The organism is Arthrobacter bambusae (genome assembly GCF_022606295.1).
In the GTDB taxonomy this organism is placed as follows: Bacteria; Actinomycetota; Actinomycetes; order Actinomycetales; family Micrococcaceae; genus Arthrobacter; species Arthrobacter bambusae_A.
In genome coordinates this window covers 108042-133057 of record NZ_JAHHZS010000009.1, presented here as the reverse complement: position 1 = coordinate 133057, position 25016 = coordinate 108042, and the positions used below count along the sequence as shown (strand labels likewise).

The following is a 25016-nucleotide window of genomic DNA, read 5'->3' as shown; positions in this document are numbered from 1 at the left end:
GACCGGGTGTCTTGCGTAAAGACTTAGCCGTGGAGCGGCTTTCCTGCCAGCGCGAGGTGGACTTCGCCCATGGCCTCGTTCTGCGTCGGGTGTGCGTGGATGAACTGGGCAACGTCCTCAGGGTGTGCTTCCCAGTTGACGATGAGCTGTGCTTCGCCGATCTGTTCGCCCATGCGGGAACCGATCATGTGGATACCGACCACCGGGCCGTCTTTCTGGCGGACCACCTTGACGATGCCGCCCGTGCCCAGGATGGAGCTCTTGCCGTTGCCTGCCAGGTTGTATTCCTGGGTCTGGACCTGGTCCTCGCCGAACTTCTCTTTGGCACCCTTTTCGGTGTACCCAACGGTGGCGATTTCCGGCTCGCAGTAGGTGACCTTCGGGATGTTCACGTCTTCGACGACTACCGGGTTGAGGCCGGCGATCTCTTCGGCGACGAAGATGCCTTGCTGGTACCCGCGGTGCGCCAGCTGGACGCCAGGGACGATGTCGCCGACGGCATAGACGTTGCCAACGCCGGTGTGCAGGCGTTCGTTGGTGATGACGAAGCCGCGGTCGATGGTGACGCCTGCTTCTTCGTAGCCGAGGTTGGCGGTGACGGGGCCACGGCCAACGGCAACCAGGAGGAGATCGGCTTCGAAGGTCTGGCCGTCCACCAGCGTGACCTTCACGCCATTGTCGTCCTGCTCGACGCCCTGGAAGAAGACGCCGGTGCTGAACTTGATGCCGCGCTTCTTGAAGGCGCGCTCAAGGTTCTTGACGATGGCGGTGTCTTCGTTGGGAACGAGGGAGGGGAGGCCTTCAACGATCGTGACGTCGACGCCGAAGGACTTCCACACGGAAGCGAACTCGACGCCGATGACGCCGCCGCCGAGGACGATGACGCTCTTGGGGATGTAGTCCATGGTCAGCGCTTCATCGGAGGTGATGACGCGGCCGCCGATTTCCAGGCCGGGCAAGGAACGGGAGTAGGAACCCGTGGCCAGGACGATGTTCTTGCCCTTGTAGGCGGTGCCGTCTACGACGACGGTGTCGGTGCCCTGCAGCTTTCCTTCGCCTTCGATGACCGTGATGCCCTTGGACTTGATGAGTCCCTGCAGGCCCTTGAACTTACCGGCGACGATTCCGTCCTTGTAGGCGTTCACGGCCGTGATGTCGATGCTGTCCAACGTGACGTTGACGCCGTACTTGGCGGAGTCCCGTGCGTGGTCGGCCAGTTCCGCCGAGTGCAGCAGGGCCTTGGTGGGGATACACCCGTTGTGCAGGCAGGTGCCGCCGAGCTTTCCCTTCTCGACGAGGCCAACGGTGAAACCAAGCTGAACGGCACGCAGAGCCGTGGCGTAGCCGCCGCTGCCGCCACCGAGTACCAGGATGTCGAATTCTTGCGCAGTTGCCTGATCGGCCACTAGGACGCTCCCTCGCGTGAGCGATGACACGCGACTACGCGTCATCTGGTCTTGGAACTTGTACTGCCGCGATTATGCCAGCACCGAAGTTCTCTTGCATTTGTGACTACCGTGGTTCACCTTAGCGAACCACTTATCCATGCTCCACCCTGCCGAGGCTTTTGTGGGGCGCTTGTGGCCAGACTCACGTCGGGCCGTGGGGCCGGTCATCAACCGGCCCCACTTGGGGGACCTGCCTAGGCCGCCAGCACGTCTTCGACGTAGGCGAGCAGCGTCCTGACGGTGCAGCCGGTGCCTTGCTTGGGCGTGTAGCCGTAGGGGCTGCCGTTGTTGAAGGACGGCCCGGCGATGTCGACGTGTGCCCATGGGATCTGCTTGCCCTCGGCGTCCTTGCCGACGAACTCGCGCAGGAACACGGCCGCGGTCATCATCCCGCCGTGGCGTTCGCCGATGTTGGCGATGTCAGCCACCTGCGACTCGAGGCTGGCCCGCAGTTCTTCCGGCAGCGGCATCGGCCAGACGAGTTCTCCGGCGCGGTCTGCCGCGGACTTGAGGGCGGCCGTGACGGCGTCGGAACCCATGACACCGGCGGTGCGGTTGCCGAGGGCGATCAGCTGGGCGCCCGTCAGGGTCGCGACGTCGATGATGGCGTCGGGCTGTTCGAGGCTGGCCGCGACGATTCCGTCCGCCATGACGAGGCGTCCCTCGGCGTCGGTGTTGAGGACCTCGACCGTCTTGCCGCCGTACACGGTGAGGACGTCCGCCGGGCGCTGTGCAGCACCTGAGGGCATGTTCTCCGCGATGCAGAGCCACGCGGTCACCTTGACGGGCAACCCGAGTCCCGCGACCGCAAGGACAGTGTTAAGTACGACGGCGGCGCCCGCCATGTCGCTCTTCATGTCGCCCATGCCGAGGGCCGGCTTGATGGAAATCCCGCCCGTGTCAAAGGTGATGCCCTTGCCGACAAGCGCGATCTTCTTGGTGGCCTTGGCCGGGGCATACTCAACCTTGACGAGGCGGGGCTGGCGGGTCGAACCCTTTCCGACGCCCAGGATTCCGCCGAAGCCGTCCTTTTCGAGGCGCTTTTCGTCCCAAACGGTGACCTTGACGGGCAGTCCCTTGGACAGTTCCTTGGCAGCTTCGGCAAAGGACTCCGGGTAAAGGTGGCTCGGAGGCTCGTTCACCAAGGTGCGGGTGTTGTTGACCGCGCGTCCGACGAGCAACGCCCGATCGAGCGCGGGCTGGACGTCCTTGCCGTCGAACGCCGTGTGGATCAGGACCTTGCCGACTGGATCCTTGAGGCCGTCCTTGCTGGAACGGTGCTCCGTGTAGGAGTAGGAACCCAGCACGGCGCCCTCGGCGACTGCCGCGACGTCGGCGAGGGACGCCGTCGGGAGGGCAAGCGTGACGGATGACAAGCCGGCCAGTTGGCGGACTGCGGATCCTGCAGCCCGGCGCAGGGTTTCCTCGGCGAGAAGGGCGTGGTCGGCGACCTTGCCGACACCTGCCAGGACGAGGACGCCCGAACCGGTCTCCGGAAGACCCGGCAGACGGTGTACCTGATCGGCTGCTCCCGTGATGCCGAGGAGGCCCAATGAAGCCGCGAGGGTCTCCGCGGCCTTCGCCCCCAGCGGGTTGCCGAGCAGTACCGGCCCGTCTTCCCCCTGCCCGACGGCTATCACGAGTGCGTCGCTGGGCGACTTCTTCAGGTCCTTGGCAATAGTGCCAAGGGTGATGTCTGTAGTCTTCACCACGAGGATTTGTCCTCATCTCTCTCTGCATGGCTTGGCCGGGCTGCATGTTAGGCGCCCGGCCCTGGTACCCGTCGGTTGTCCGCTTGTGACAACGTCGGTGGTTGCTTGGGTCCGCACACGGCGGCACGTCTCGATCGTAGTCTGTCTGCCGCGCGGGAAAGCAATTAAATGAGAGTTGCGGCACATTGGCCGACAGGAATGCGCGGCCGCTCCGGGGCGTTGTACCAATACATGGAGCGTGGCCGGCCGCCGAAGCGTCTGCTGCGGCGTGCAGCCGCCTGCTCCTCCAAGAATTTGAAACTGCGAAAGGAACATGCCGTGTTTGAACGGATTTCCGGCTCACTCCTTGACCCCGAGTCGCTCTACGCGAGCAACATCGAGCTCTTCCACAGCCCGGATACGAGGGGCCTCAACATGCTGATGGGCTTCACGGGTTTCGCGGATGCCGGCCACGTGGTCCAGCAGATCAACCGGGAACTGCTGGATACGCTCGACGCCGAAACGGTAGCCGTGTTCGACGCCGACCAGCTCATCGACTACCGCACGCGGCGCCCCCACATCAGCTTCGTCGAAGACCACCTGGAGGACTACAAGGCCCCCCAGCTGGCGCTTTACAAGCTGAACGACGGGCTGGGCGAGCCGTTCCTGCTGCTTGCCGGTTTTGAACCGGACCTCCAGTGGGAGCGTTTCGCGCGCGCCGTCGTCGGGATCGTGGAAAAGCTGGACGTCAACCTGGTGACCTGGATCCATTCCATTCCCATGCCGGTTCCACACACCCGGCCGGTCGGCGTCACGGTGCACGGGAACCGCCCGGAACTCATCGAAGGCATTTCCACGTGGAAGCCGACTGTCGAGGTTCCTTCGGCCATTGGCCACATCCTGGAATTGCGGCTGAGCGAGGCCGGGCGGAAAGTGGCCGGGTACGTCATCCACGTGCCGCACTACCTCGCGGATGCCGAGTACCCGCCTGCAGCGGTTGCGGGACTCGAATACCTGGGAGCTGCCACGTCCCTCATGCTGCCGACGGACCGCCTTCGCGAAGCCGGCAGGGAAGTGGGCAGGCAGATCGCCGAACAAGTGGAAGCATCCGAGGACGTCCAGCAGGTGGTTTCGAAGCTGGAGTCCCGCTATGACGACAAGGCGGAGGGCACGGTCCGCCGTTCCCTGCTCGCCGACGAGAACGACGAACTCCCCAACGCCGAGGACCTGGGAGCGGCGGTTGAGGCGTATCTCGCACGTAAAGATGCGCGCCCATAAAGCAGCTTTAATGCCGCCCCGGGCATAATGGAAGGGTGAACGCACCCCGCGCCTGGCTCATTTGGACGATCGGGGTGCTTGCCTACCTCGTGGCAGTCGCCCAGCGCACATCCTTTGGTGTGTCCGGACTGGAGGCCACCGAACGGTTCCATGCCAGCGCAGCCGCCATTTCCTTCTTCACGGTGCTTCAGCTGCTGGTCTACGCAGGCCTCCAGATACCGGTGGGACTCCTGGTTGACCGCTTCGGCTCGCGCGCCATGATTGCCAGCGGTGCCGTGCTCATGGGCCTCGGCCAACTCCAGTTGGCTTATGCCGACGCTGTTCCGGCGGGCGTGCTTGGCCGGGTCCTCGTCGGCGCCGGCGATGCGATGACCTTCGTCTCCGTGATCCGCCTCGTGCCGATCTGGTTCGCGCCCGCAAGGGTTCCGCTCGTCACCCAGCTGACGGGAATGTCGGGCCAGCTCGGCCAGCTCATCAGCGTGGTGCCGTTCGCCCTGGTCCTTCATTCGGCCGGCTGGAATACGGCATTCCTGGCGTTGAGCTCCCTGTCCGCGCTCGCCGTCGTGCTCGTGCTGGCCTTGCTCAGGGATGTTCCGCCGGGCCACCCGCCCCGGGAGAGCGGCCAAGGGCTTCGTGCCACAGGAGTGACCTTGGCCCGTGCGTGGAAGCAGCCGGGGACACGCTTGGGCCTCTGGTGCCACTTCACTGTCCAATTCAGCGGAAACGTCTTCGCCATGTCCTGGGGTTACCCGTTCCTGGTGTCGGCGCAGGGGCTGAACGCAGCAACCGTGTCCGCCTTGATGGGACTCTTCGTTGTCACGAGCATTCTGGTGGGGCCGTTGTTCGGGACCTTCGTGGCCCGGCACCCGATGCGGCGCTCGGCCATGGTCCTCCTGATCACGGCGGCGATCGCGCTTGCCTGGGCCGCGGTCCTGTTGCTGCCTGGCCGGGCGCCCCTCTGGTTGCTCGCCTTGCTGGTGGTCGCCCTGGCCATCGGTGGCCCCGGGTCCATGATCGGCTTTGATTTTGCCCGGACCTTCAATCCTTCCCACAGGATCGGCACCGCCACGGGCATCGTCAACGTGGGCGGCTTCGTTGCCGCGCTCCTGACGATCTACTTGGTGGGAGTCATCCTCGACGTTCTCCACACCAGCGGTTTCTCGGGCGGCGAGCTGTACGGCCTGGCGTCCTTCCGCATCGCCTTGAGCGTCCAGTTCCTGTTCCTCCTGGTGGGTACGGTCTTGATCCTCATGACCCGTCGCAAGGTGCGCCGCCAGATGGCGGCCCAGGGCGTACACGTCCCGCCGCTCCTCGTGTCGTTGGCGAACCAGCGGCGCCGCCGCGTGGAGTTGCGCCGCGAAAGGCTCGCGAAGCAGAAGAGCTCGACGCCATAGCCTGTTCCGCGGTCCTCCACAGGCATCCGTGGACACCTTTGTCCACATAGGGCAATTGAAGTCTGCCGGCGCCCACTCCTGCCACCGATGCTGGATTCATGACAGCAGACAACCGTGTGACCATTTCCCGGCCGGAGGACATCCTCGGCTTCATTCCGCACGCCTTGGGGCTCTGGCCGAAGGAGAGCCTCGTGGCCATCACGCTGCGCGGGCAGACACTTGGCGCAACCCTCCGCGTCGACCTTCCGACTGAGGGATCCGAACGGGTGCTTGCCGAGTACTCACGGAGGATCGGGGAGTACCTGGAAGCGGACCATGACGCCGACGGCGCGCTGTTGGCAATCTTCAGCGACGAGGGTTGGGACGCCGGCGGTGCCGGGCCGCACGGCCTGCCGCTGCTGAAAGCCCTGGAACCCGTCCTGGCCCGCACTGGCTTGGCGTTGCGGGATGCCTGGTTCATTGGTTCCGAGTTCTGGCGAAGCGCATTCTGCGCCGATCTGGAGTGCTGTCCTCTTCCCGGGCGTCCCGTGGACCAGATCCTGGATAGCCGGCTCAATGCGGAAATGGTGTTCCGGGGGAGCAGCGTCAGGGAATCGCCCGGGCTGTTGGGCCCTGGGGACCAGCCTGTCCGTGATCCGGAGTTCATGCGTGCGGAAGCCGCCACGCTTGAGGAGCTGCTCCGCTGCTGGCGGAGCAGGAAGGCATTCGAACAAATGCTGGAGGTGTGGACGGGAGTCCTGGATTCCGGCGGTCCGGAGGAATTCGACGGAGAGGCTGCGGCGTTCCTCCGGGCGAGCCTGCGGGTTCCTGCATGGCGCGACGCGGTGGTGGTGCTGGCGGCGGCGGGGAAGTCCGTCGCGTGCGGCGGTGCCGAGGCCTTTCACTTCTTCGAGCATGAAGACGATGAAGGGGATGGCCTCGTCATTCCGCAAGGGCTCTGCTCCCCGGCACCGGTGGCCGCCAAGTCCACTGAGGCCACGGATGTCAATGCCTCGCGCTATGGAGACGTGCTCTTGGGCCTCTACCCGGAGACCCCCGATTGGAGCCGCGTGGCGAGCCTGGACCAGGTTCTCGCGATGCTCTCCCGGCACGGTGGTGGGGAGGCCCGGGCCGCAACGCTCACGATCCGGGGGTGGATTCAGTGGTGCCGGGGGAGCGGCTCTTTCGCCGCCGAGCTCCTTTCGGAGGCAGACGCCGAACACCGGGGCTATCGGCTCGCTGAACTGCTCGCCGAGGTGGTGAAGCGAGGGACGGTGTGCGGCTGGGCCAAAAGCAAGTCGTCGGCGTGGCGGAAGTTCGGTGGAGCGGCGGCATGACGCCAAACCCCAGGGGACTCCAGGAGCGCGCCATTGAGGCAAACCCGCAGGGACGTAATTGTCTGCACGGTTGCCGGTTTCGACCCCCGGAACTCAAAACCGTGAGACAATGGTTGCCGAGACCCGGTTGGGTCCGTGTTTCAAGTGCCGTAAACGTCCCCTGAACTCTAGGGAACATTAAGGCGCCGTCGGGAGTTCTACCTAAAGACTCTGCAGTCGGCGATGGCACTTGATGTTGATCACGGACTTGACAGGGTCATAGTGGTGTTGCCCCCATGGTGATTCCACAGACCGCCGCTAGAAAGGTTTTCTGTGACCCCGTCTTCCGCCGAGAAGGAACCCGCCGCCCTGGCCGAACTGTCCGCCGAAGAAAAGAAGGCGGCTACAGCTGCGAAGCGCGCGGCAACGCGTGCTGCCAATGCTTCGACTGCAGGTGCAGAGAAGCCGGCACCCAAGAAGCGCGGGCCCAAGCCCGGCGCCAAGGCCGCTGCCGAAGCAGCCAACAAGTCCGCCGGCGCCGACGAGGACTCCGAAGAAGCCGAGGATTTTGACGCCGTCGTTCCCGACGAAGCAGAGCTCACGGAGGAAGTCGAAGAAGGCGAAGAGGGCAAGAAGCCAGCGACGACCGGTTCCGGCTTTGTCTACTCGGATGCCGACGACGACGATGCGCCTGTCCAGCAGGTCATGTCCGCCGGTGCCACGGCCGACCCCGTCAAGGACTATTTGAAGCAGATCGGCAAGGTTGCCCTGCTGAACGCAGAGCAGGAAGTCGACCTTGCGCTCCGCATTGAAGCCGGCCTCTTCGCCGAAGAGAAGATCAATGCCGACGACGGCTCCATGGACCCGAAGCTCAAGCGTGAGCTCGAGTTCATCATCCATGACGGCAAGAGGGCCAAGAACCACCTCCTTGAAGCCAACCTGCGCCTCGTGGTCTCCCTGGCCAAGCGCTACACCGGCCGCGGCATGCTGTTCCTGGACCTCATCCAGGAGGGCAACCTGGGCCTGATCCGCGCAGTGGAGAAGTTCGACTACACCAAGGGCTTCAAATTCTCCACGTACGCCACGTGGTGGATCCGCCAGGCCATCACCCGTGCCATGGCTGACCAAGCACGCACTATCCGCATTCCGGTGCACATGGTGGAAGTCATCAACAAGCTTGCACGCGTTCAGCGCCAGATGCTCCAGGACCTTGGACGCGAACCTACGCCTGAGGAACTTGCCCTCGAGCTGGACATGACTCCCGAGAAGGTTGTTGAAGTCCAGAAGTACGGCCGCGAGCCCATCTCGTTGCACACCCCGCTCGGCGAAGACGGCGACTCCGAATTCGGTGACCTCATCGAGGACTCCGAAGCCGTCGTCCCGGCGGACGCGGTGAGCTTCACCCTTCTGCAGGAGCAGCTGCACTCGGTGCTCGATACCTTGTCCGAGCGTGAAGCAGGGGTCGTCGCCATGCGATTCGGCCTTACCGACGGCCAGCCGAAGACTTTAGACGAAATCGGCAAGGTCTACGGAGTCACCCGCGAACGCATCCGTCAGATCGAATCGAAGACGATGTCCAAGCTGCGCCACCCCTCGCGGTCTCAGGTTCTGCGCGACTACCTTGACTAAAGCAACGGACGCCCTGGCCTAAGCGGCACGGCCCGTCAAGAAGTGGGCTCCCGGATTCCCGGGGTCCACTTCTTGCATTCAGGGGCTGTTCCGTTCGAGTGCTTGGCCGAGGATGCGGGCGCCTTCCGGGAACGCCGAGGGGTTGGGCCCGGCGTAGTTGAGGCGTATGAACGGTCCCGCCGGTTCGGCCGGAAACCACTCGTTACCGACTGCGATCATGACTCCGGCACTCTCGCAGTCACGCGTCAGGCCCTCGAGGCCCGTGCCGTCGGGAAGCCGTGCCCAGAGATTCAGTCCTCCCTTGGGGACGATGCTGAGGTGGGCCTGGGGGGCGTGCTCGCGCAGGCTCGAGACAAGCAGGTCCCGGCGTGACTGGAGCTGATGGCGGAGGCTGCGCAGATGGGTCTGCCAGGCCGGTTGGGTGACGACGTCGAGTGCCGCGGCCTGCAGCAATCCGCTGACGTACATCGACTCGGCGGCGCGGTCTGCAAGGATGCGTTCGCGGGCAGGGCCTCGCGCGATGACGGCGGCAACGCGGATGGCGGGTGAAACGCTCTTCGTGAGGGAGCGCAGATAGACCACGTGGCCGGAGTCGTCACGTGCGGCGAGGGGCGCCGGCGTCGACGTGATGCCGAAATCGTGCGCCCAGTCGTCCTCAACGAGGAACGCGCCGTACTGCCGGACGACGTCCAGGACCTCTTCGCCCCGCCGGGTGGACCATTGTGCCCCGGTGGGGTTGGCATAGTTTGGTTGGGCATAGAACAGCCGTGCGCCGGTCTCCTCGAACGCTCTGGCCAATTCTTCGGGGTCCGGCCCATCGGCTCCGCTGGGCACCGGGACGATGCGGACTCCGGCCTGGGTCGCGGCCAGGATAGCTCCCCAGTAGCTCGGGGATTCCATGAGCAGCGGCTGCCCGTGGCCGACCAAGGCAGTGAAGATGGAGCTGAGGCCGCCCTGGCTTCCCGGCAGCACGATGACGTCGCTCGCTGTCGGCGGGGTGAGTCCTGCCGGCGTTGCGGTGCCGAGTTCGTGCGCGAACCAGGACTGCAACTCCGGAAGCCCCGCGGCGGGTGGTCGGGACAAGGCAGCATCGCCGCGGGACGCCCGGGCGAGGGCGGCCCGCACGAGCCGCTCCGGCAGGAGTTCCCGGTCCGGGTATCCGGAGTGGAAGGCAATAGTTGCGTTCGACGTGTCCCGCATCGTGGTGGAGGCTGAGCGCGGAGGCGCTTGCGGTGCGCGCAGGGCCGCAGTTTGCCAACCGTAATCCGAGGGGCGTGCTGTCCGGACCGCCCGCACGAAGGTTCCGACGCCCGGCCGGCTCTCGATCAAGCCCTGCGACGTGAGCGCTTGCAAGGCTTTCTGCACCGTCACAGGGCTGGCCTGGTAGTCGGCAACCAGTGACCGGGTGGACGGCAGCCGGGATCCCGGCGCGGCCCCGACGATCCATTCCCGCAGTCGCATCGCAATCCTTGAACTGCTATCGTTGTTCATGAGAGGCAATAGTAGCGCTACTACAATAATTCGCCCAGTGGTACTGTCCCGTCCGGCAACTGGCCTTTGGTGGGGCCTCCTGGGAGTAGCGGCGTTCTCGTTCACTGTTCCCTTCACCCGGGTGGCGGTTGGTGGCCTGTCGCCCTTGTTCATCGGCTCCGGCCGTGCCGTCGTCGCGGCGATACTCGCGGCGTTCGCCCTCTTGCTCACCAGGCAGCGGCTTCCTCGAGGCAGGCAATGGGCGCGCCTGGCCGTGGTTGCCGCCGGGATTGTTGTCGGATTCCCCTTGCTCACCTCGTTCGCACTCACGACGGCGCCGGCCAGCCACGGCGCCGTCGTCATCGCCCTCTTGCCGGCAGCAACGGCAAGCGCCGCAGTACTACGCGGACGCGAGCATCCGCCCGCCGTCTTCTGGCTGGTGACAGCCGTAGGGGCTGTTGCGGCCATTGTTTTCGCTTTCGCACAGTCAGGCGGGCTCGGGCAGCTGAACTGGGCGGATGTGCTGCTCCTCGGAGCTGTCGTTGCTGCGGCCATCGGCTACGCGGAAGGCGGCTTGCTCGCCCGCGAACTCGGCGCATGGCAGACCGTATCCTGGGCGCTTGTCCTGGCATTGCCGTTGATGGCCGGCCTGGCTGCCCTCTCCATGGCCCAGCAGCCGCCGTCAGCCTCACCGGGCCAGTGGGCCGCTTTTGCATATCTCGGAGTCGTCAGCATGTTCTTCGGCTTCTTCGCCTGGTATCGGGGCCTCGCCATCGGGCCCATGGCCAAAGTCAGCCAAGTACAACTCATCCAGCCGGTGCTGAGCATTTGCTGGGCAGGGCTGCTGCTGGGCGAATCCCTGGGCTGGACGACGATTGCGGGTGGGCTGGCCGTCATCGTCTGCGCCGGCGTCGCCGTCCGGGTCCGGCTCAATCCGCGGCCGGAACAGAATCGCTGAAGACCAACAGAACAGATCGCCCGACCCAAGAGAGGAAGAATAGAACCATGTACATCCCCGCGCATTTCGACGCCGGTCCCGACGTCATCCACGAGCTCCTGACGCGGCCGAACGCGGCGAACCTTGTCACCATGACGACGCAGGGCCTGCTCGCGACCTTCCTGCCGCTCATCTACGATCCCTCGATCGGCGAACACGGAGCGCTCCACGGTCACCTTGCCCGGACCAATCCGCAATGGTCCGAGGCGGTGATCGGGGAATCACTCGTCATCATCCAGGGCGCGGACGCCTACATCTCGCCATCCTGGTACGCCTCCAAGGAGGAGCATGGACGCGTCGTCCCGACGTGGAACTACTCCACTGCGCACGTCTACGGCAAGCTTGCCGTCCACGATGATGCGACGTGGCTCGCGAACCATGTCAGGCAGCTGACCGACCTTAACGAAGCCGGTTTCGAGCGGCCGTGGTCCGTCGACGACGCGCCGGAGCGGTACATCTCCGGCCAGCTGCGCGCCATTGTCGGCGTCGAACTGGTCATTACCCGCATCGAAGCGAAGGCCAAACTGAGCCAGAACCGGCCAGACACGGACGTCGACGGGGTCGTGGCCGGGCTTGATGCGCAAGGGCTCACGGAGATCGCGGCCGATGTCACCCGGGCGAGGCAGGAAAGACAACGCCGGGATGCGGGCCGCGCCTAGGCAGAGGAGTCTTCGGTTAACGCAACAGCCCCCTCCATTCGGAGGGGGCTGTTGTCTCTGTGAAATTATGTCAACCGGGCGGCCTCTCAGGGCCAGCCATCGGGGCTAGTCGGCGAGGACGGGTTCCTTCTCCTGAAGGCGACCGGTCTCGTCATGCCAGTCGGAAGTCATCGGCCGCAGCGTGGCCTCTACTGCACGTGCGTGGTGGCCGCAGAAGAGCAGCTCACCGCCGGAGGACTCGAGTACAACGCGGACATATGCCTGGGCCCCGCAACGGTCGCACCGGTCGAGTGCATTGAGTGTGCGGTCTGCAACTGCTGTTGTCATGTTCGGCCTCCTTAGTAGTTCTGTGTATCCATATAACCAGCATTCGAAGCAAAACCATGGCAAGGATGGGTCACGTTCGCTGTCCGCGTATCACATGTGCGTAACACCGGGAAGTGGCGTCCAGCACGATTGGGAGTGGCAGCTCTCGTCATGGCTCCGGGCCAGCTAGCCTAGGAGGAGTGTTTTTTGCCTCTGTTACACCCCCGAAGGAGCGCCCCGCCCGTGGCACCGAGTTCTGAATACAACGCCCGGCACCTTTCAGTTTTGGAAGGCCTGGAGGCGGTCCGCAAGCGTCCGGGCATGTACATCGGCTCCACCGATTCACGCGGCCTCATGCACTGCTTGTGGGAGATCATTGACAACTCGGTGGACGAAGCGCTGGCGGGCTTCGGGCACGACATCCAGATCATCCTGCACGCGGACAATTCGGTGGAAATCCACGATGACGGCCGGGGCATCCCGGTGGACCTGGAGCCCAAGACCGGGCTCACCGGCGTCGAAGTGGTCTTCACCAAACTGCACGCGGGCGGAAAGTTCGGCGGCGGCTCCTACACGGCATCCGGCGGCCTGCACGGCGTTGGCGCGTCCGTGGTGAACGCGCTCTCCGCCCGTCTTGACGTGCAGGTGGACCGCGGAAGCAAGACGTACCAGATGTCGTTCCGCCGGGGCGAGCCTGGCCGGTTCAAGGACACCGGCTCGAAGCCGAGCCCGACGTCGGTCTTCGAACCGTTCGTCGAGAACTCGGTGCTCGACGTCGTAGGCAAGGCCAAGCGGGGTGTCACCGGCACCCGCATCCGCTACTGGGCGGACCGGCAGATCTTCACTCCGGACGCGAAGTTCGCTTACGAGGATCTTGCAGCCCGCGCCCGCCAAACGTCCTTCCTGGTTCCGGGACTCAAGCTTACTGTCCGCGACGAGCGCCGGCTCCCCGGCACCCCCGGCGAGAACGGACCGCACCAAGAGGTGTTCCACCACGACGGCGGCATTTCCGAGTTCGTCGACTTCCTCGCCGCGGATTCAGGCGTCACGGATATTTGGCGGCTCCATGGCGCGGGCAAGTTCAAGGAGACCGTTCCGGTCCTCGACGAAAACGGGCACAGCAAGATCGCCGAAGTGGAACGCGACTGTGAAGTGGACATCGCGCTGCGCTGGGGGATCGGCTACGAAACCACCATGCGGAGCTTCGTCAACATCATCGCCACGCCCAAGGGCGGCACGCACCAGGCAGGCTTCGAGCAGGCACTTCTGAAGACGTTCCGCAAGGCCGTCGAAACGAACGCGCGCAAGCTCAAAGCGGGCAACGACAAGATCGAGAAGGACGACGTCCTGGCCGGCCTCACCGCGGTGCTGACGGTCCGCTTGGCGGAGCCGCAATTCGAGGGTCAGACCAAGGAAATCCTGGGCACTTCGGCTGTCAGGGCGATTGTTGCCAAGGTGGTCGAGGACGAGATCACGGGGCGCCTGACCTCGGCGAACCGCAACGACAAAGCCCAGTCCGCGCTGCTGCTCGAGAAGATCGTCAGCGAGATGAAATCCCGCATCTCAGCCCGTGTCCACAAGGAAACGCAGCGCCGGAAGAACGCGCTGGAAACGTCGTCGATGCCCACCAAGCTGGCGGATTGCCGCACGGACGACGTCGGACGCTCCGAGCTCTTCATCGTGGAAGGAGACTCCGCCCTTGGCACCGCCAAGCTGGCGCGCTCTTCGGACTTCCAGGCGCTGCTGCCGATCCGTGGCAAGATCCTGAACGTGCAGAAAGCCTCGGTGGGGGACATGCTCTCCAACGCGGAGTGCGCAGCCCTCATCCAGGTGGTGGGTGCCGGTTCGGGCCGGAGCTTCGACATCGACGCCGCGCGTTACGGCAAGGTGATCCTCATGACCGATGCGGACGTCGACGGCGCGCATATCCGTACGCTGCTGCTCACCCTGTTCTTCCGGTACATGCGTCCGATGATCGATGAGGGCCGCGTATACGCGGCCGTCCCGCCGCTGCACCGCGTGGAAGTCATCAACGCCGGCCAGAAAGCCAACGAGATGATCTACACGTACTCGGAGGCCGAACTGCACGTCCTGCTGGCCAGGCTCGCCAAGGAAGGCAAACGCTACAAGGAGCCGATCCAGCGCTACAAGGGCCTGGGCGAGATGGACGCCGAGCAGCTCGCCGAGACAACCATGGATCCGCGCCACCGCACCCTCCGCAAAGTGGGAATCGAGAACGCCAAGATGGCGGAGGATACTTTCGACCTGCTGATGGGATCGGACGTCGCCCCGCGCAAGGACTTCATCATCGCCGGCGCGGCGGACCTGGACCGGGAACGTATCGACGCCTGATCCGGCGGGCCTACCTAGGCCGGCAGACCTCTTCAGCCCAGCAAGCCCGGCACGATCAGCAGGCCGGTCGGCACGGCGAGCAGCATTGCCGAGGCGGCAAGCACCAACGCTCGCTGGGCTGCCGGAAGCGGCGGTTTGGGCGAGAGCAGGCGGCTGACGCGCGACGCCGTCGTGCGCGGTGAGTCGGCGCCGCCGGTGCCGCTCAAGGAGCTGTTTTCGGGGGAGGCGTCCTGCCCGCTTGTTCCGGGTGGCGCGAAGTGCTCCACGGGACGGGCGGAGCCGCTGGCGACGATCGCGATCGCCTTGATGAGCGTTCCCTTGCTCTCGGTGCGCAGGGCCACGTCATCGGCGAGCATTTCGATCAGGGAGTTGACCGCCACCTGGGCGAGCCGGGTAGTCGGGAACCAGGGGAGTGCCTGGCGCCACGCGGCGAAGGCCCACAGAAGAAGGTCGTGGCGTTGCGAGAGATGGGCGTTTTCATGGATGAGGACGGCCCGGAGCTCGGCCGGCTCGAGGGCGGCCATGAGGCCGTCGGACAGGACGGTCACCGACCGTGCGCCGCCCGGCAGGCAGTAGGCAACGGGGGAGTCGTGGTTGATGACCACGGTGCCGGGGCCGTCGTCGGACGGTGAGGCCAGGAGGGCGAGGAGCTCGCGGTGCCTCCGCCGCTGCCGTTCGATCTTGACGTAGGTGAGCAGCAGGGTGAATACGAGGTGGGCGCTCAGCAGCGCCGCGGCGGACAAGGCGAACAAGTGCCAGAAACCCAGCGCCGTGGTGGGCTCGTTGTGGAGCACCATGCCAGCCAGGGAGCGCAGGCCTGCGATGAGGTTGTCGCCGATGGGCTCAAGCCCGTAGACGAGCATGGCACCGATCATGGACAGGCCACCGGCGAGTGCGATGGCCTGCCAGAGGACCATGGCCATGAAGGGTGCGCGCGATGGCCATTCGGCGCGCGACAAGAGGACGGGAACCGGCCAGGCCAACACCAAAGCAAGGACCGCCAGAAAATATGAGGTCCAGAACATGGGTGGTTAGTTTTTGCCGAGCAGCTTGCGCAGCGTGGCGGCTTCACTCTCGCTCACGGAACCGATGAACCGGGCCAGCACGGCTTCGCGGTCCGGCGCGGAGCCGAGTGCCTCGTGCATGAGGTCCGCCGTGTGGTCCGCGCGGCTCGAAACAGCCTGGTAGCGGTGGGGGCGGGTGCCGCGTTCGCGCTCGACGAGGCCTTTCTTCTCAAGGCGGGACAAGACCGTCAGCACTGTAGTGACTGCGAGGTCCTTGCCCTGGTGTCCTGCAATGCCGTCCGTGGCGGCAGAATCCTGCGCCAGCAGATCACGAAGTTTGTTGGCTGTCGCAGCCTCCTGGCCCGCCCAAAGGAGATCCATGACCGCCCGTTCCAGTTCGCCAAGACTTGCCATCAATGCATCCCTACTTTCCGCACTTCCCTCCCCGTCTCATGGGCCGGGGGAAGTGCGATGTTCCAACATTCCACCTTCAATCTACCGCTTTTCAGGCGGCGATTCTACGTGAGGTAGAACATGCGGCGCGCCGTGTCCTTGCGGCACTGTGACGCCGCTGGAAGAGTGGTGAGCAGATCGCAGCGGGTTTGTTCTACACTGTGTAGAAGAAACAAGTTCTACGCTACGTAGAAATGGACGCCGCTTCGCGGGCAGCCGGATAAAAAGGACAGCAATGGACGCCTTGGAAATCGCACGCTGGCAATTTGGAATCACCACGGTCTACCACTTCATGATGGTGCCGTTGACCATCGGACTGGGCCTTGTCGTGGCTGTCATCCAGACCCTTTGGTATCGCACCGGCAAGGTTGAATACCTCCGGATGACCAAGTTCTGGGGCAAGCTCTTCCTCATCAACTTCATCATGGGCGTGGCCACGGGCATCGTGCAGGAATTCCAATTCGGCATGGCCTGGAGCGAATACAGCCGGTTCGTCGGCGACGTGTTCGGTGCGCCCCTCGCCTTGGAAGCCCTTCTGGCGTTCTTCGTGGAATCGACCTTCCTGGGACTCTGGATCTTCGGCTGGAAGCAACTCAAGCGCGGCGTCCACCTCGCGTGCCTCTGGATCGCGGTGATCGGCTCGGTCTTCTCGGCCTACTTCATCATTGTGGCCAACTCCTGGATGCAGCACCCCGTCGGCGTCACGATGGTCAACGGGCGTCCCGTCATGACCGACGCGTGGGCGGTATTCACCAACAACACCGCGATGGTGGCCGTACCCCACACCCTCTTCGGCGCGCTGGCCGTCGCCGGTGCGTTCCTCCTGGGCATCGCCTGGTACCACCTCTGGCGCCGCCGCCACGACGGCATCGACACTGTCGGAACGGATGGCCGCGCCGTCGCCGGCGAAGCCGACATCCCCGGACGGGACAAGGCCGACTACAAGGTGTGGATCACGTCCCTGCGGATCGGCGCCGTCGTCGCCATGATCTCCTTTGCCGGTACCGCCATCACCGGCGATATGCAAGGCAAACTGATGTTCGAACAACAGCCCATGAAGATGGCCGCGGCAGAGGCCGCGTGCCACGACGGCACCGGGTTCTCCGTGCTGAGCATCGGCAACCTCGGGTCCAAGAACTGCAACGACATCGTGGCCGTGATCGAGGTCCCCGGTATCCTCTCCTTCCTGGCCAAGGGGGACTTCAACACCGAAGTGAAGGGGGTCAACAGCCTCCTCGACGAGTACAAGGCCAAGTACGGCACCCACCTGCCGAACAATCCCCTGTACGGCGACCGGGCAGGCCAGGAAATCCAGTACGTGCCCGTCATGGAAGTGACCTATTGGGGCTTCCGCATGATGATCGGCTTCGGCGGGATCGCCGCCCTTGCCGCTTTGCTGGCCCTGTGGGTCACGCGCAAGGGCCTGGTCCCGCAGTCCCGCTGGATCATGCGCCTCGCGGTTTTCGGCATCCTTGCTCCCTTCGGCGCCAACGCCGCCGGCTGGATCTTCACGGAAATGGGGCGGCAGCCGTTCGTCGTCGCGCCCAATCCGGACGCCAGCGGCGTCGACCAAGTGTTCATGTTCACGGCCGCGGCCGTCTCGCCAGGCGTCTCCGCCGGAGAGCTCATCACCTCGCTGGTGGTGTTGGCCTCCATCTACGCGGTCCTGCTCGTGGTGGAAGTCCGGCTGCTGGTCAAATACGCCCGCGGAGGCGTGGTGTCCGCGATGCCGGAGCTCGCTGAGGCTCGCGGGAGCGAAAAGAAGGAAAAGAAGGACGACGACGGTGGGACGCCGGGCGCCCCGGGCCAACCCGGCGACAGCGACGACGTCTTGGCATTCGCCTACTAGGAAGCAGAGGGAATTTTCGAATGGAACTGTTGCCTACCGTCTGGTTCGTGGCCATCGCCGTGCTGTGGACGGGTTACCTCTTCCTTGAGGGCTTCGACCTCGGCGTCGGAATGCTCATGAAGCTCTTCGCCCGGAACAACACCGACCGCCGGGTGCTGCTGAACACGGTCGGTCCGGTGTGGGACGGGAACGAAGTGTGGCTGCTGACCGCGGCCGGTGCCACCTTCGCGGCCTTCCCGATGTGGTACGCCTCGCTGTTTTCGGCGCTCTACCTGCCGCTGCTGATTGTCTTGGTGGCCCTGATCTTCCGGGCCGTGGCTTTCGAGTACCGGGGCAAGGTGGACACTGCGCGTTGGCGGACGGTCTGGGACTGGGCGATTGCCTTGGGTTCGTTCACGGCGGCGTTCGGCATCGGCGCCGCGCTGGCGTTGACCACCACCGGGCTGCCGATCGACTCGAACGGCGACCGTCAGGGCGGCCCCTTTGCCTGGTTCAGCGGATACGCCCTGCTGGGCGGTTTCGCCGTCGTCGCGTTCGCCTTGGTGCACGCGCTGGCGTTCCTGGCACTGAAGACCGACGGCGACGTGCGCCACCGTGCGCGCCGCTGGTTTGTGCGGCTCGCCCCGCTCGCATTGCTGCCGCTGCTTGCGTGGATGGTGGCCCTCCAGCTGCTCAGCGGCAAGCCGTTGACGTGGATCCTGGTCATCCTCGGAGTCCTGGCGGGTGCAGCGGCCTGGGTCCTCGCCCGCAAGGGGGCTGAGGGCAAGGCCTTCGGAGCGCTGGGTGCGTTCCTGGTGTGCGCCACCGCTTCCATCTTCTGCGCGGCGTTCCCCGTGGTCATCCCTTCCACCGTGAACCCCGCCTTCAACCTCACGATTTCCAACGCCTCATCGTCGGCCTACACGCTGGGGCTGATGAGCATCGTGGCCGCCGTCGGCTTGCCGCTGGTCATCGCGTACCAGGCCTGGACCTACTGGGTGTTCCGGCGCCGTGTGAGCGCAGCCCACATTCCCGCCGCGCATGGCTTCCTGCCGGCCATTGCGGCCAAGGTGCTGGTGGGCCATGCGGCTCCGGGCGGACCGGCTGCCAAACACGCACCGCAGGACGCCGGCGAGTAGCGGATGAAGCCGCAGCTGCCCGCCGGAGCGGCCACCCGATCCGCCTTGTACGTCCTTGGTCTGCTGTCCACGCTCAAGGCTTTGTCGCTGGTCCTGATAGCGCAAGCCATCGCGGGGATGTTGTCCGGCCTTGCTGCCGGCGGCATGGGGTGGCGCGAAGGACTCGCCTGGGGAGCCGCCGGCGCTGTCCTGCGCTCGCTGACGGTCTGGGGCCAAGGAGTCGCGGCGCGCCGGGCGGCCCTCGGGGTCAAGGAAGAGCTGAGGCTCCGGCTGCTGGGGCGCGCCCTCGGCCCCGGGGCTGCGGGACGGGTCGGAGACATGAACGACGGCGGGCTCGCCGTGCTCGCGACCCGCGGACTTGATGCGCTGGACAACTACTACACCCAGTTCCTGCCCGCCTTGGTCAATTGCGCTGCGCTGCCCTTGCTCCTTGGCGCGCGGATACTCTTCGCGGATTGGGTCAGTGCCGTGGTTGTGGTGCTGACCGTGCCGCTGGTCCCGCTGTTCATGGTGCTGATCGGCCGCCACACCGAGGACCGGGTCCACGAAGCCCAATCCACGCTGCGGAGGCTCTCCGGGCACATCCTGGAGTTGGCCAAGGGCCTTCCCGTGCTGGTGGGACTGGGCCGCGCGGGCGAACAGCGTGCGGCCCTCGAGGACCTCTCCGAGGAATACCGCTCGCGGACCATGGGAACCCTGCGGACCGCGTTCCTCTCCGCGCTCGCCCTGGAACTGATAGCCACCATCTCCGTCGCTGTCGTGGCCGTCTTCATCGGGGTGCGGCTCGTTGCGGGCGACATGGGTCTGGAAGCCGGCCTGCTGGCCCTCATCCTCGCCCCCGATTGCTATCTTCCCTTGCGCGAGCTGGGCACGGCCCACCACGCCAGCGACGACGGGCGCGAGGCCTTGGCCGCAACCAACGCCGTGCTGGAGTCGCCGGCGGGCCGTTCGCTGAATGATGATTCCGGTGCTGAAGCGCACGACGCCGGAGCTTCCGCCGGCGTCGTGGTCACCGGGCTGACGGTGACGTACAGGGGAAGGGCAGGTGCCGCCGTCGGGCCCATTGACTTCGAGGCTCCGGCCGGGCGGATTACCGCCCTGGATGGCCGCAGCGGTTCAGGCAAAAGCACCATCCTTGGCGTTCTCGCCGGCACGATCGGCGACGGTCCGGAGGCAACCATCGAAGGTTCCGTCACCGGACTGGATGCGCGCTCGGTGGCGTGGGTACCGCAGCATCCCGTCATGGTCGCCGGTACTGTCCTGGACGAGGTTGTCCTTTACCTGAACGGCGGCGACGCGGACTTCGCGCCGTCCGTCACTGGATCCACGCCGGACGCTGACATCGCGAGGGCCATGCGTTGCCTGGAGCAAGCCGCCGCGGAGCACCTCGCGTTCAAACATCCTGCCGAGTTGAGCCCTGGCGAAGTGCGGCGGGTGGCCGTGGCCCGCGGCTTGGCGCGCCTCGACGCCGGTGCCACGGTCCTGCTGCTCGACGAACCCACCGCCCACCTCGACGTCGCGTCCGCGGACGCCATTCGTGCGGCGATCGCGGGGCTGCGGGGGGCCGCGGCTGTCATCCTCGTGGCCCACGACGCCGCGACCCGGAAACTGGCGGATTACGTCGTGAGCGTCGACGGCGTGACGGCGCAGGATCATGCCGGCCACGTGGCCCCGGAATCCGCTGTGTCCGTGCCTGCTCCGCTCCAGGGGGACGCGACTCCCGGAACCACACCGGACGGGGGAATGGAACCCCCCACCGCCATCCCCACGCTCAAGGCCCTGGCCAGCATCCTGGCGCCCGTCCGTTACAAGTTCGCCGGTGCCGTGCTGCTCGCGGCGCTCGCCGCCCTGTTTGCCGTGGCGTTGTCCGGGCTGTCCGGCTGGCTCATTATCCGCGCCAGCGAGCAACCGCCCATCCTGTACTTGCTGGGAGCAATCGTCGGCGTGCGGTTCTTCGGCATAGGCCGGGCCGTGCTGCGCTACTCCGAGCGGCTCGTCGTCCATGACACGGTTTTTGCGGCGATGACAAGGCTCCGCGGCGCGCTCTGGGCGAGCCTCAGCGCGCGGGCCCTGTCCTTGCGGCGGCTCCTGCTGGGCGGCAATGTCCTCGGAGCGGTGGTGGACGACGTCGACACGCTGCGGGACGTGCTGCCGCGCGTCGTCCTGCCGCCCCTCTCCGCGGTTGCGGTCGGGGTGGCGGCGGTGGTCGCCTCGGCCCTGCTGGTTCCCGCCGCTGTGCCGGCGGTGGTCGCCACCGCCGTGCTCGGCCTTGTCGTAGCTCCTCTTCTTGCCCTGGCGGCCGACCGCAACGCGGCCCGCTCAGAGCAGCAACTGCGCTCATTGGTGCTTCGCGATGTTGCCGCAGCCCTCGACGCCCGTGCCGAGCTCAGCGCCAACGGCGTGGCGGGAATGGTTTTGTCGTCCTTGGCCCGGAGGGACAGCGCGGCCACTGCGGCGGCGCAGCGTTCCGCGTGGGCGGATGGCATCGGCCAGGGACTGACCGTGCTGGCGTGCACCCTGGGAGCGCTGGCGGCCGGAATCCTCGGCGCCCCCTCGGTGCAAACCGGAACTGTCGCGCCGGCTGTGCTGGCCGTCGTCGTCCTGGTTCAGCTGGCCCTCGCTGAGCCCTACGGAGCAGTTGTGTCCGCCGTGCGGCAGGGGCCGGCTTTGGCCGCGGTGCTGCGGCGGATCGCGCAGTCCGGAGCCTTCGACGCCTCGGATGCCGGCGGCGGCGTGCTGAAGCTGCCTGAGCGGCCAGACGGTGCCGCGGGGTTGTTGCTGGATGGCCTCGAAGCGTCATGGCCGGGTGGAACCCCCGTGTTCAGCGGGCTCAGCGCCGAAGCGGCCCCCGGGCAGTGGCTCGCAGTCACGGGACCCTCCGGTTCCGGGAAATCCACGTTGCTCTCCGTGCTGCTTGGCTTCCTGCCCGTGTCTTCCGGCAGGGCATGCGTCACCGGGAATGCCGCCTGGTGTCCCCAGGAGGCCCACCTCTTCGACTCCACCATCCGCGGCAACCTGCTGCTCGCCCGCCCGGCCGGCCACAAGCCTTCCGAAGCGGACATGCACAAGGCGCTCGGCGCCGTCGGGCTCTCACGATTGGCACCCGGACTTCCGAAGGGCCTGGATACCCGCATCGGCCCCTCCGGTTCGTCCCTGAGCGGCGGCGAACGCCAGCGGCTCGCCATGGCCCGCACGCTCCTCACCGGCGCAAAAGTCCTGCTCCTGGACGAGCCAACCGCCCATCTCGACGCCGAGGCCGGGCGGCTCATGATGGCGGAGCTGCGCGCCGGACTGAAGGATGTCACCGTGGTGCTGGTGACGCACAACCTGGCCGACATCGTCGGGGGAGACGCCCGCCTGGATCTCGGCTCGCCGTCGGCGCTCCCGTCGGCACTCCCGTCGGCGCTCCCGGAGCTGGTGCGCGGAAACTAGTGGTCATTTTCGTTGATTCTCGTTCTTTCTGGTTATTCGTCGGGGGTTTAGGGGCCAAGTCCTCTTCGCGTCGGGAGGACATGCGCGTTCCTCGTGCCCGCGACCGGACATAACGGGAATATGTCCATCCGCTAGCGCTGGCGAGGGGCATGTCCAGGAGCCCGGGCGGTCCGCCGCCTGGACCTGGTCCCTGGGGGACATGCCCGTTCCTCGTGCCCGCGACCGGACATAACGGGAATATGTCCATCCGCTGGCCCGGGCGCAGAGCATGTCCGTGAGCCCGGGCGGTCCGCCGCCTGGACCTGGTCCCTGGGGGACATGCGCGTTCCTCGTGCCCGCGACCGGACATAACGGGAATATGTCCATCCGCTAGCGCTGGCGAGGGGCATGTCCAGGAGCCCGGCATAAGCGGCGAATCGAGTTCAAGTATGACCGCGGCTTCTCGCCGCTCGCGACGTCAACGGGAAGTTAGCAGACGGAAACTAGCCGAGGAGGCGTCCGAAGGTGGCGTCCACGGACTCGACGATGTTCGCCACCAACTTCCGTGCGTCGTCCTCCCTGATGAGCGGCGTCGATTGTCCCGCCCACAGCGACATCAGGTCAGGGACTCCCTGAGCCGCGGCAGCGGGCCGGAATTTGCCGGTCAGCCAGTTTTGGATCGGGAACGGGGCATGGGCGGAAGGATCGGCGAGCTCCGCGGTGATCCGGTTGGGGATGCCGCGTGCCAAGCGGCCGCTGAGTGCGCGGGTCAGGACAGTATGGGCGGCGTCGGGTCCGCGCATCGCGGCCAGGTGCGCGGGACTGATGGCTGATTGCCGCGTGGCCAGGAAGGCCGAACCGATCTGGACCGCGTCCGCGCCAAGGGCCAAGGCGGCAGCGACTCCGCGGCCATCGGAGATACCACCTGCGGCGATGACCGGAACCGAGACGGCGTCCACCACCTGGGGCACGAGGGCCATGGCCCCGACGAGGGAGTCCTCCGGGGCGTGGAGGAAGGAAACCCGGTGCCCGCCGGCCTCCATGCCCGTGGCGACGATCGCGTCAACGCCGCCGGTATCCAACGCCACCGCTTCGTCGACGGTGGTGGCAGTACCGGCCACCACGATGCCGTTCCGGTGGGCCTCCTCGATGACAGCCGCGGACGGAACGCCGAAGACGAAGCTCAGCACGGCGGGCCGGGCATCGATGGCCGCCTGGATCTGCTCCCGCAGATCGGCCTGGTAGGCATCCGGTTGCGCGGGTGGTTCCACGCCAACCAGCTCGAAATACGGTCGGAGGATGTCCACGTAGGCGGCGAACTGCCGGGCGTCCGCGGTTGGTGGCTCTTCACCCTCGACGGGGAGCCAAAGGTTCAGCGCGAACGGTTTCCCGGTGGCCTCCCGGAGTTCGCGGGCCGTGGCGACAATCCGTTCCGCGTCGTAGCCGTAGAGGCCGTACGAACCCAGCCCGCCAGCCTCGCTGACCGTGGCCGCGAGCTCCACCGAGGACAGGCCACCGAACGGACCGAGGACGATGGGCAACCCAATGTTGAAGAGGCGGGTTGCCCGCGTGTCTTTCCACGACATCGCAGCGCCTAGCCGTCCACGTCGTGGAGGTGATGGACGACGTCGTGCAGGAAGTACTGGGCGAATGTCAGCACGGTGAAGGTGGAGCCGTTGCTGCGGACCCCGGTGCGGGGCCACTCATCCTCGTGGACAGCGGCGAAGGAGTTGGCAATTTGGGTGCCCTCGGTGGCCAGCTGCGCAGCCACTTCCGCCGGGTCCGCGTTGGCGTAGTCGCCGTCGATCGCGGCCTTGTCCTGGTCCCAATTGGCGAAGTGGGCGTCGTCCTCCCGCAGCATCAGGTTCAGTCGCTGGTCGAACAGGCTGAAGACGTCCCGCACGTGGCAGGCATACTCCAATGGCGACCATGTGTGCTCGTCCGGGCGGGTGGACGCGTCTTCCCGGCGCAGAACGGCCCGCCACCGCGGCAGCATGTTGAGGACTGTCCCCGGGACGGTGGACGGGGTGACGGTGGCGGCGTCGAAGCCGCATTCGGGACACGGCGTGGACAGGACCCAGGTCCAGTCCTTGTCATCAGGAATGATCGGCATGGCAGTAGTCTAGGGCCCGGATTCCTGATCCGGTCACACTGCCCGGAGGGAAGTACGTCCCCGGTCTGATCAGCCCGATCAGGAGTAAAGTTAGGTGCTGGGGAAGCCTGGAAAGTGAAATTGCCATGCTTAAGGATCTAAACGTCGCCGGTGTGCTCCCTGCCAGCGATATCGCCCGCGCCCGCGACTTCTACCGTGACAAGCTCGGTCTTGAACCGGATAATCCGGAGGCCAAAGACAACCTGATGTACAAGTGCGCCAACGGCACAGCCTTCCTGCTCTACGAGACGCCCAACGCCGGGACCGCCAAGAACACCCAACTGGGATTCCAGAGCACGGACCTGGACCAGGACATGGCCGATCTCAGGACGCGCGGAGTCGTTTTCGAAGAATACGATTTCCCTGGCCTGAAGACCGAAAACGGCGTAGCCACTTTGCCGGACGGCGAAAGGGGAGCCTGGTTCCTCGACTCGGAAGGAAACATCATCAGTATCGCGACGATGTAGGCCAGCGGAGCCAGGACGTGGCCAGCCGGGACGTAGCAGTCAA

The 25016-nt window shown here is 65.8% G+C and carries 19 protein-coding genes; 11 read left to right on the top strand and 8 right to left on the bottom strand.

All coding sequences use genetic code 11. The features are described from left to right. Nucleotides 1–23: 23 nt before the first annotated feature. A complete protein-coding gene (gene lpdA, locus KNN17_RS08610; RefSeq protein WP_078105532.1) occupies nt 24–1406 on the bottom strand; it encodes a dihydrolipoyl dehydrogenase in 1383 nt (460 codons plus the stop codon). A 236-nt stretch (nt 1407–1642) separates the two neighbouring features. After that, the gene (locus tag KNN17_RS08605) at nt 1643–3160 is read right to left on the bottom strand and encodes a leucyl aminopeptidase (protein WP_241708327.1); all 1518 of its coding nucleotides are present in this window, start codon (nt 3158–3160) and stop codon (nt 1643–1645) included. A gap of 318 nt (nt 3161–3478) precedes the next feature. Between KNN17_RS08605 and KNN17_RS08600 the strand changes: the two genes are divergently transcribed. From KNN17_RS08600 to KNN17_RS08585, 4 genes are all read left to right on the top strand, one after another. Next, nucleotides 3479–4417 (top strand): proteasome assembly chaperone family protein, encoded by a 939-nt coding sequence (locus KNN17_RS08600; protein WP_241708326.1) that lies wholly within the window; start codon nt 3479–3481, stop codon nt 4415–4417. A 35-nt stretch (nt 4418–4452) separates the two neighbouring features. Continuing rightward, complete coding sequence (locus tag KNN17_RS08595; protein WP_241708325.1) at nt 4453–5811, top strand: MFS transporter; 1359 nt, start codon at nt 4453–4455, stop codon at nt 5809–5811. Nucleotides 5812–5909: 98 nt separating this feature from the next. Beyond that, nucleotides 5910–7127 carry a DUF4192 domain-containing protein gene (locus KNN17_RS08590; protein WP_241708324.1) on the top strand — a complete coding sequence of 406 codons (1218 nt, stop codon included), beginning with the start codon at nt 5910–5912 and terminating at the stop codon, nt 7125–7127. A gap of 312 nt (nt 7128–7439) precedes the next feature. Beyond that, a complete protein-coding gene (locus tag KNN17_RS08585) occupies nt 7440–8735 on the top strand; it encodes an RNA polymerase sigma factor (protein ID WP_078105527.1) in 1296 nt (431 codons plus the stop codon). A gap of 78 nt (nt 8736–8813) precedes the next feature. Here KNN17_RS08585 and KNN17_RS08580 read toward each other — a convergent pair whose 3' ends face one another. Then, nucleotides 8814–10226, bottom strand: a complete 1413-nt coding sequence (locus KNN17_RS08580; protein ID WP_241708323.1) for an aminotransferase-like domain-containing protein — start codon at nt 10224–10226, stop codon at nt 8814–8816. On the opposite strand from KNN17_RS08580, the gene KNN17_RS08575 reads away from it, so the two are divergent. Both KNN17_RS08575 and KNN17_RS08570 read left to right on the top strand, forming a co-directional pair. After that, entirely contained in the window at nt 10225–11163 is a 939-nt protein-coding gene (locus KNN17_RS08575; protein ID WP_241708322.1) for a DMT family transporter, read from the top strand. The two genes, KNN17_RS08580 and KNN17_RS08575, sit on opposite strands and share 2 nt — an antisense overlap. 47 nt (nt 11164–11210) lie before the next feature. Next, the gene (locus KNN17_RS08570; protein ID WP_241708321.1) at nt 11211–11861 is read left to right on the top strand and encodes an FMN-binding negative transcriptional regulator; all 651 of its coding nucleotides are present in this window, start codon (nt 11211–11213) and stop codon (nt 11859–11861) included. A gap of 105 nt (nt 11862–11966) precedes the next feature. Here KNN17_RS08570 and KNN17_RS08565 read toward each other — a convergent pair whose 3' ends face one another. Then, the gene (locus KNN17_RS08565; RefSeq protein WP_078105523.1) at nt 11967–12188 is read right to left on the bottom strand and encodes a DUF7455 domain-containing protein; all 222 of its coding nucleotides are present in this window, start codon (nt 12186–12188) and stop codon (nt 11967–11969) included. A gap of 222 nt (nt 12189–12410) precedes the next feature. Here KNN17_RS08565 and KNN17_RS08560 point away from each other — a divergent pair, with 222 nt between their 5' ends. Further along, nucleotides 12411–14519: a DNA gyrase/topoisomerase IV subunit B gene (locus tag KNN17_RS08560; protein ID WP_078105522.1), complete on the top strand. Its 2109-nt coding sequence runs from the start codon at nt 12411–12413 to the stop codon at nt 14517–14519. A gap of 32 nt (nt 14520–14551) precedes the next feature. On the opposite strand, the gene KNN17_RS08555 is transcribed toward KNN17_RS08560, so the two are convergent. Both KNN17_RS08555 and KNN17_RS08550 read right to left on the bottom strand, forming a co-directional pair. Beyond that, nucleotides 14552–15544, bottom strand: a complete 993-nt coding sequence (locus KNN17_RS08555; RefSeq protein ID WP_241708320.1) for a M56 family metallopeptidase — start codon at nt 15542–15544, stop codon at nt 14552–14554. Between the two features lie 6 nt (nt 15545–15550). Beyond that, the gene (locus KNN17_RS08550) at nt 15551–15937 is read right to left on the bottom strand and encodes a BlaI/MecI/CopY family transcriptional regulator (RefSeq protein ID WP_078105520.1); all 387 of its coding nucleotides are present in this window, start codon (nt 15935–15937) and stop codon (nt 15551–15553) included. A 274-nt stretch (nt 15938–16211) separates the two neighbouring features. Between KNN17_RS08550 and KNN17_RS08545 the strand changes: the two genes are divergently transcribed. From KNN17_RS08545 to cydD, 3 genes are read left to right on the top strand one after another with little or no spacing between them, the layout of a single operon-like run. Continuing rightward, entirely contained in the window at nt 16212–17825 is a 1614-nt protein-coding gene (locus KNN17_RS08545; protein WP_241708319.1) for a cytochrome ubiquinol oxidase subunit I, read from the top strand. Between the two features lie 20 nt (nt 17826–17845). Further along, nucleotides 17846–18943: a cytochrome d ubiquinol oxidase subunit II gene (cydB, locus tag KNN17_RS08540; RefSeq protein WP_241708318.1), complete on the top strand. Its 1098-nt coding sequence runs from the start codon at nt 17846–17848 to the stop codon at nt 18941–18943. A 3-nt stretch (nt 18944–18946) separates the two neighbouring features. Continuing rightward, nucleotides 18947–22375 (top strand): thiol reductant ABC exporter subunit CydD, encoded by a 3429-nt coding sequence (cydD, locus tag KNN17_RS08535; protein ID WP_241708317.1) that lies wholly within the window; start codon nt 18947–18949, stop codon nt 22373–22375. 482 nt (nt 22376–22857) lie between these two features. Here the strand turns inward: cydD and KNN17_RS08530 are convergent, their stop codons facing one another. Beyond that, nucleotides 22858–23940, bottom strand: coding sequence for an NAD(P)H-dependent flavin oxidoreductase (locus KNN17_RS08530; protein ID WP_241708316.1), 1083 nt, complete (start codon nt 23938–23940; stop codon nt 22858–22860). Between the two features lie 8 nt (nt 23941–23948). Then, complete coding sequence (locus KNN17_RS08525) at nt 23949–24467, bottom strand: DinB family protein (RefSeq protein ID WP_241708315.1); 519 nt, start codon at nt 24465–24467, stop codon at nt 23949–23951. 125 nt (nt 24468–24592) lie between these two features. On the opposite strand from KNN17_RS08525, the gene KNN17_RS08520 reads away from it, so the two are divergent. Next, the gene (locus KNN17_RS08520; RefSeq protein WP_241708314.1) at nt 24593–24973 is read left to right on the top strand and encodes a VOC family protein; all 381 of its coding nucleotides are present in this window, start codon (nt 24593–24595) and stop codon (nt 24971–24973) included. The last annotated feature ends 43 nt before the right edge of the window (nt 24974–25016 follow it).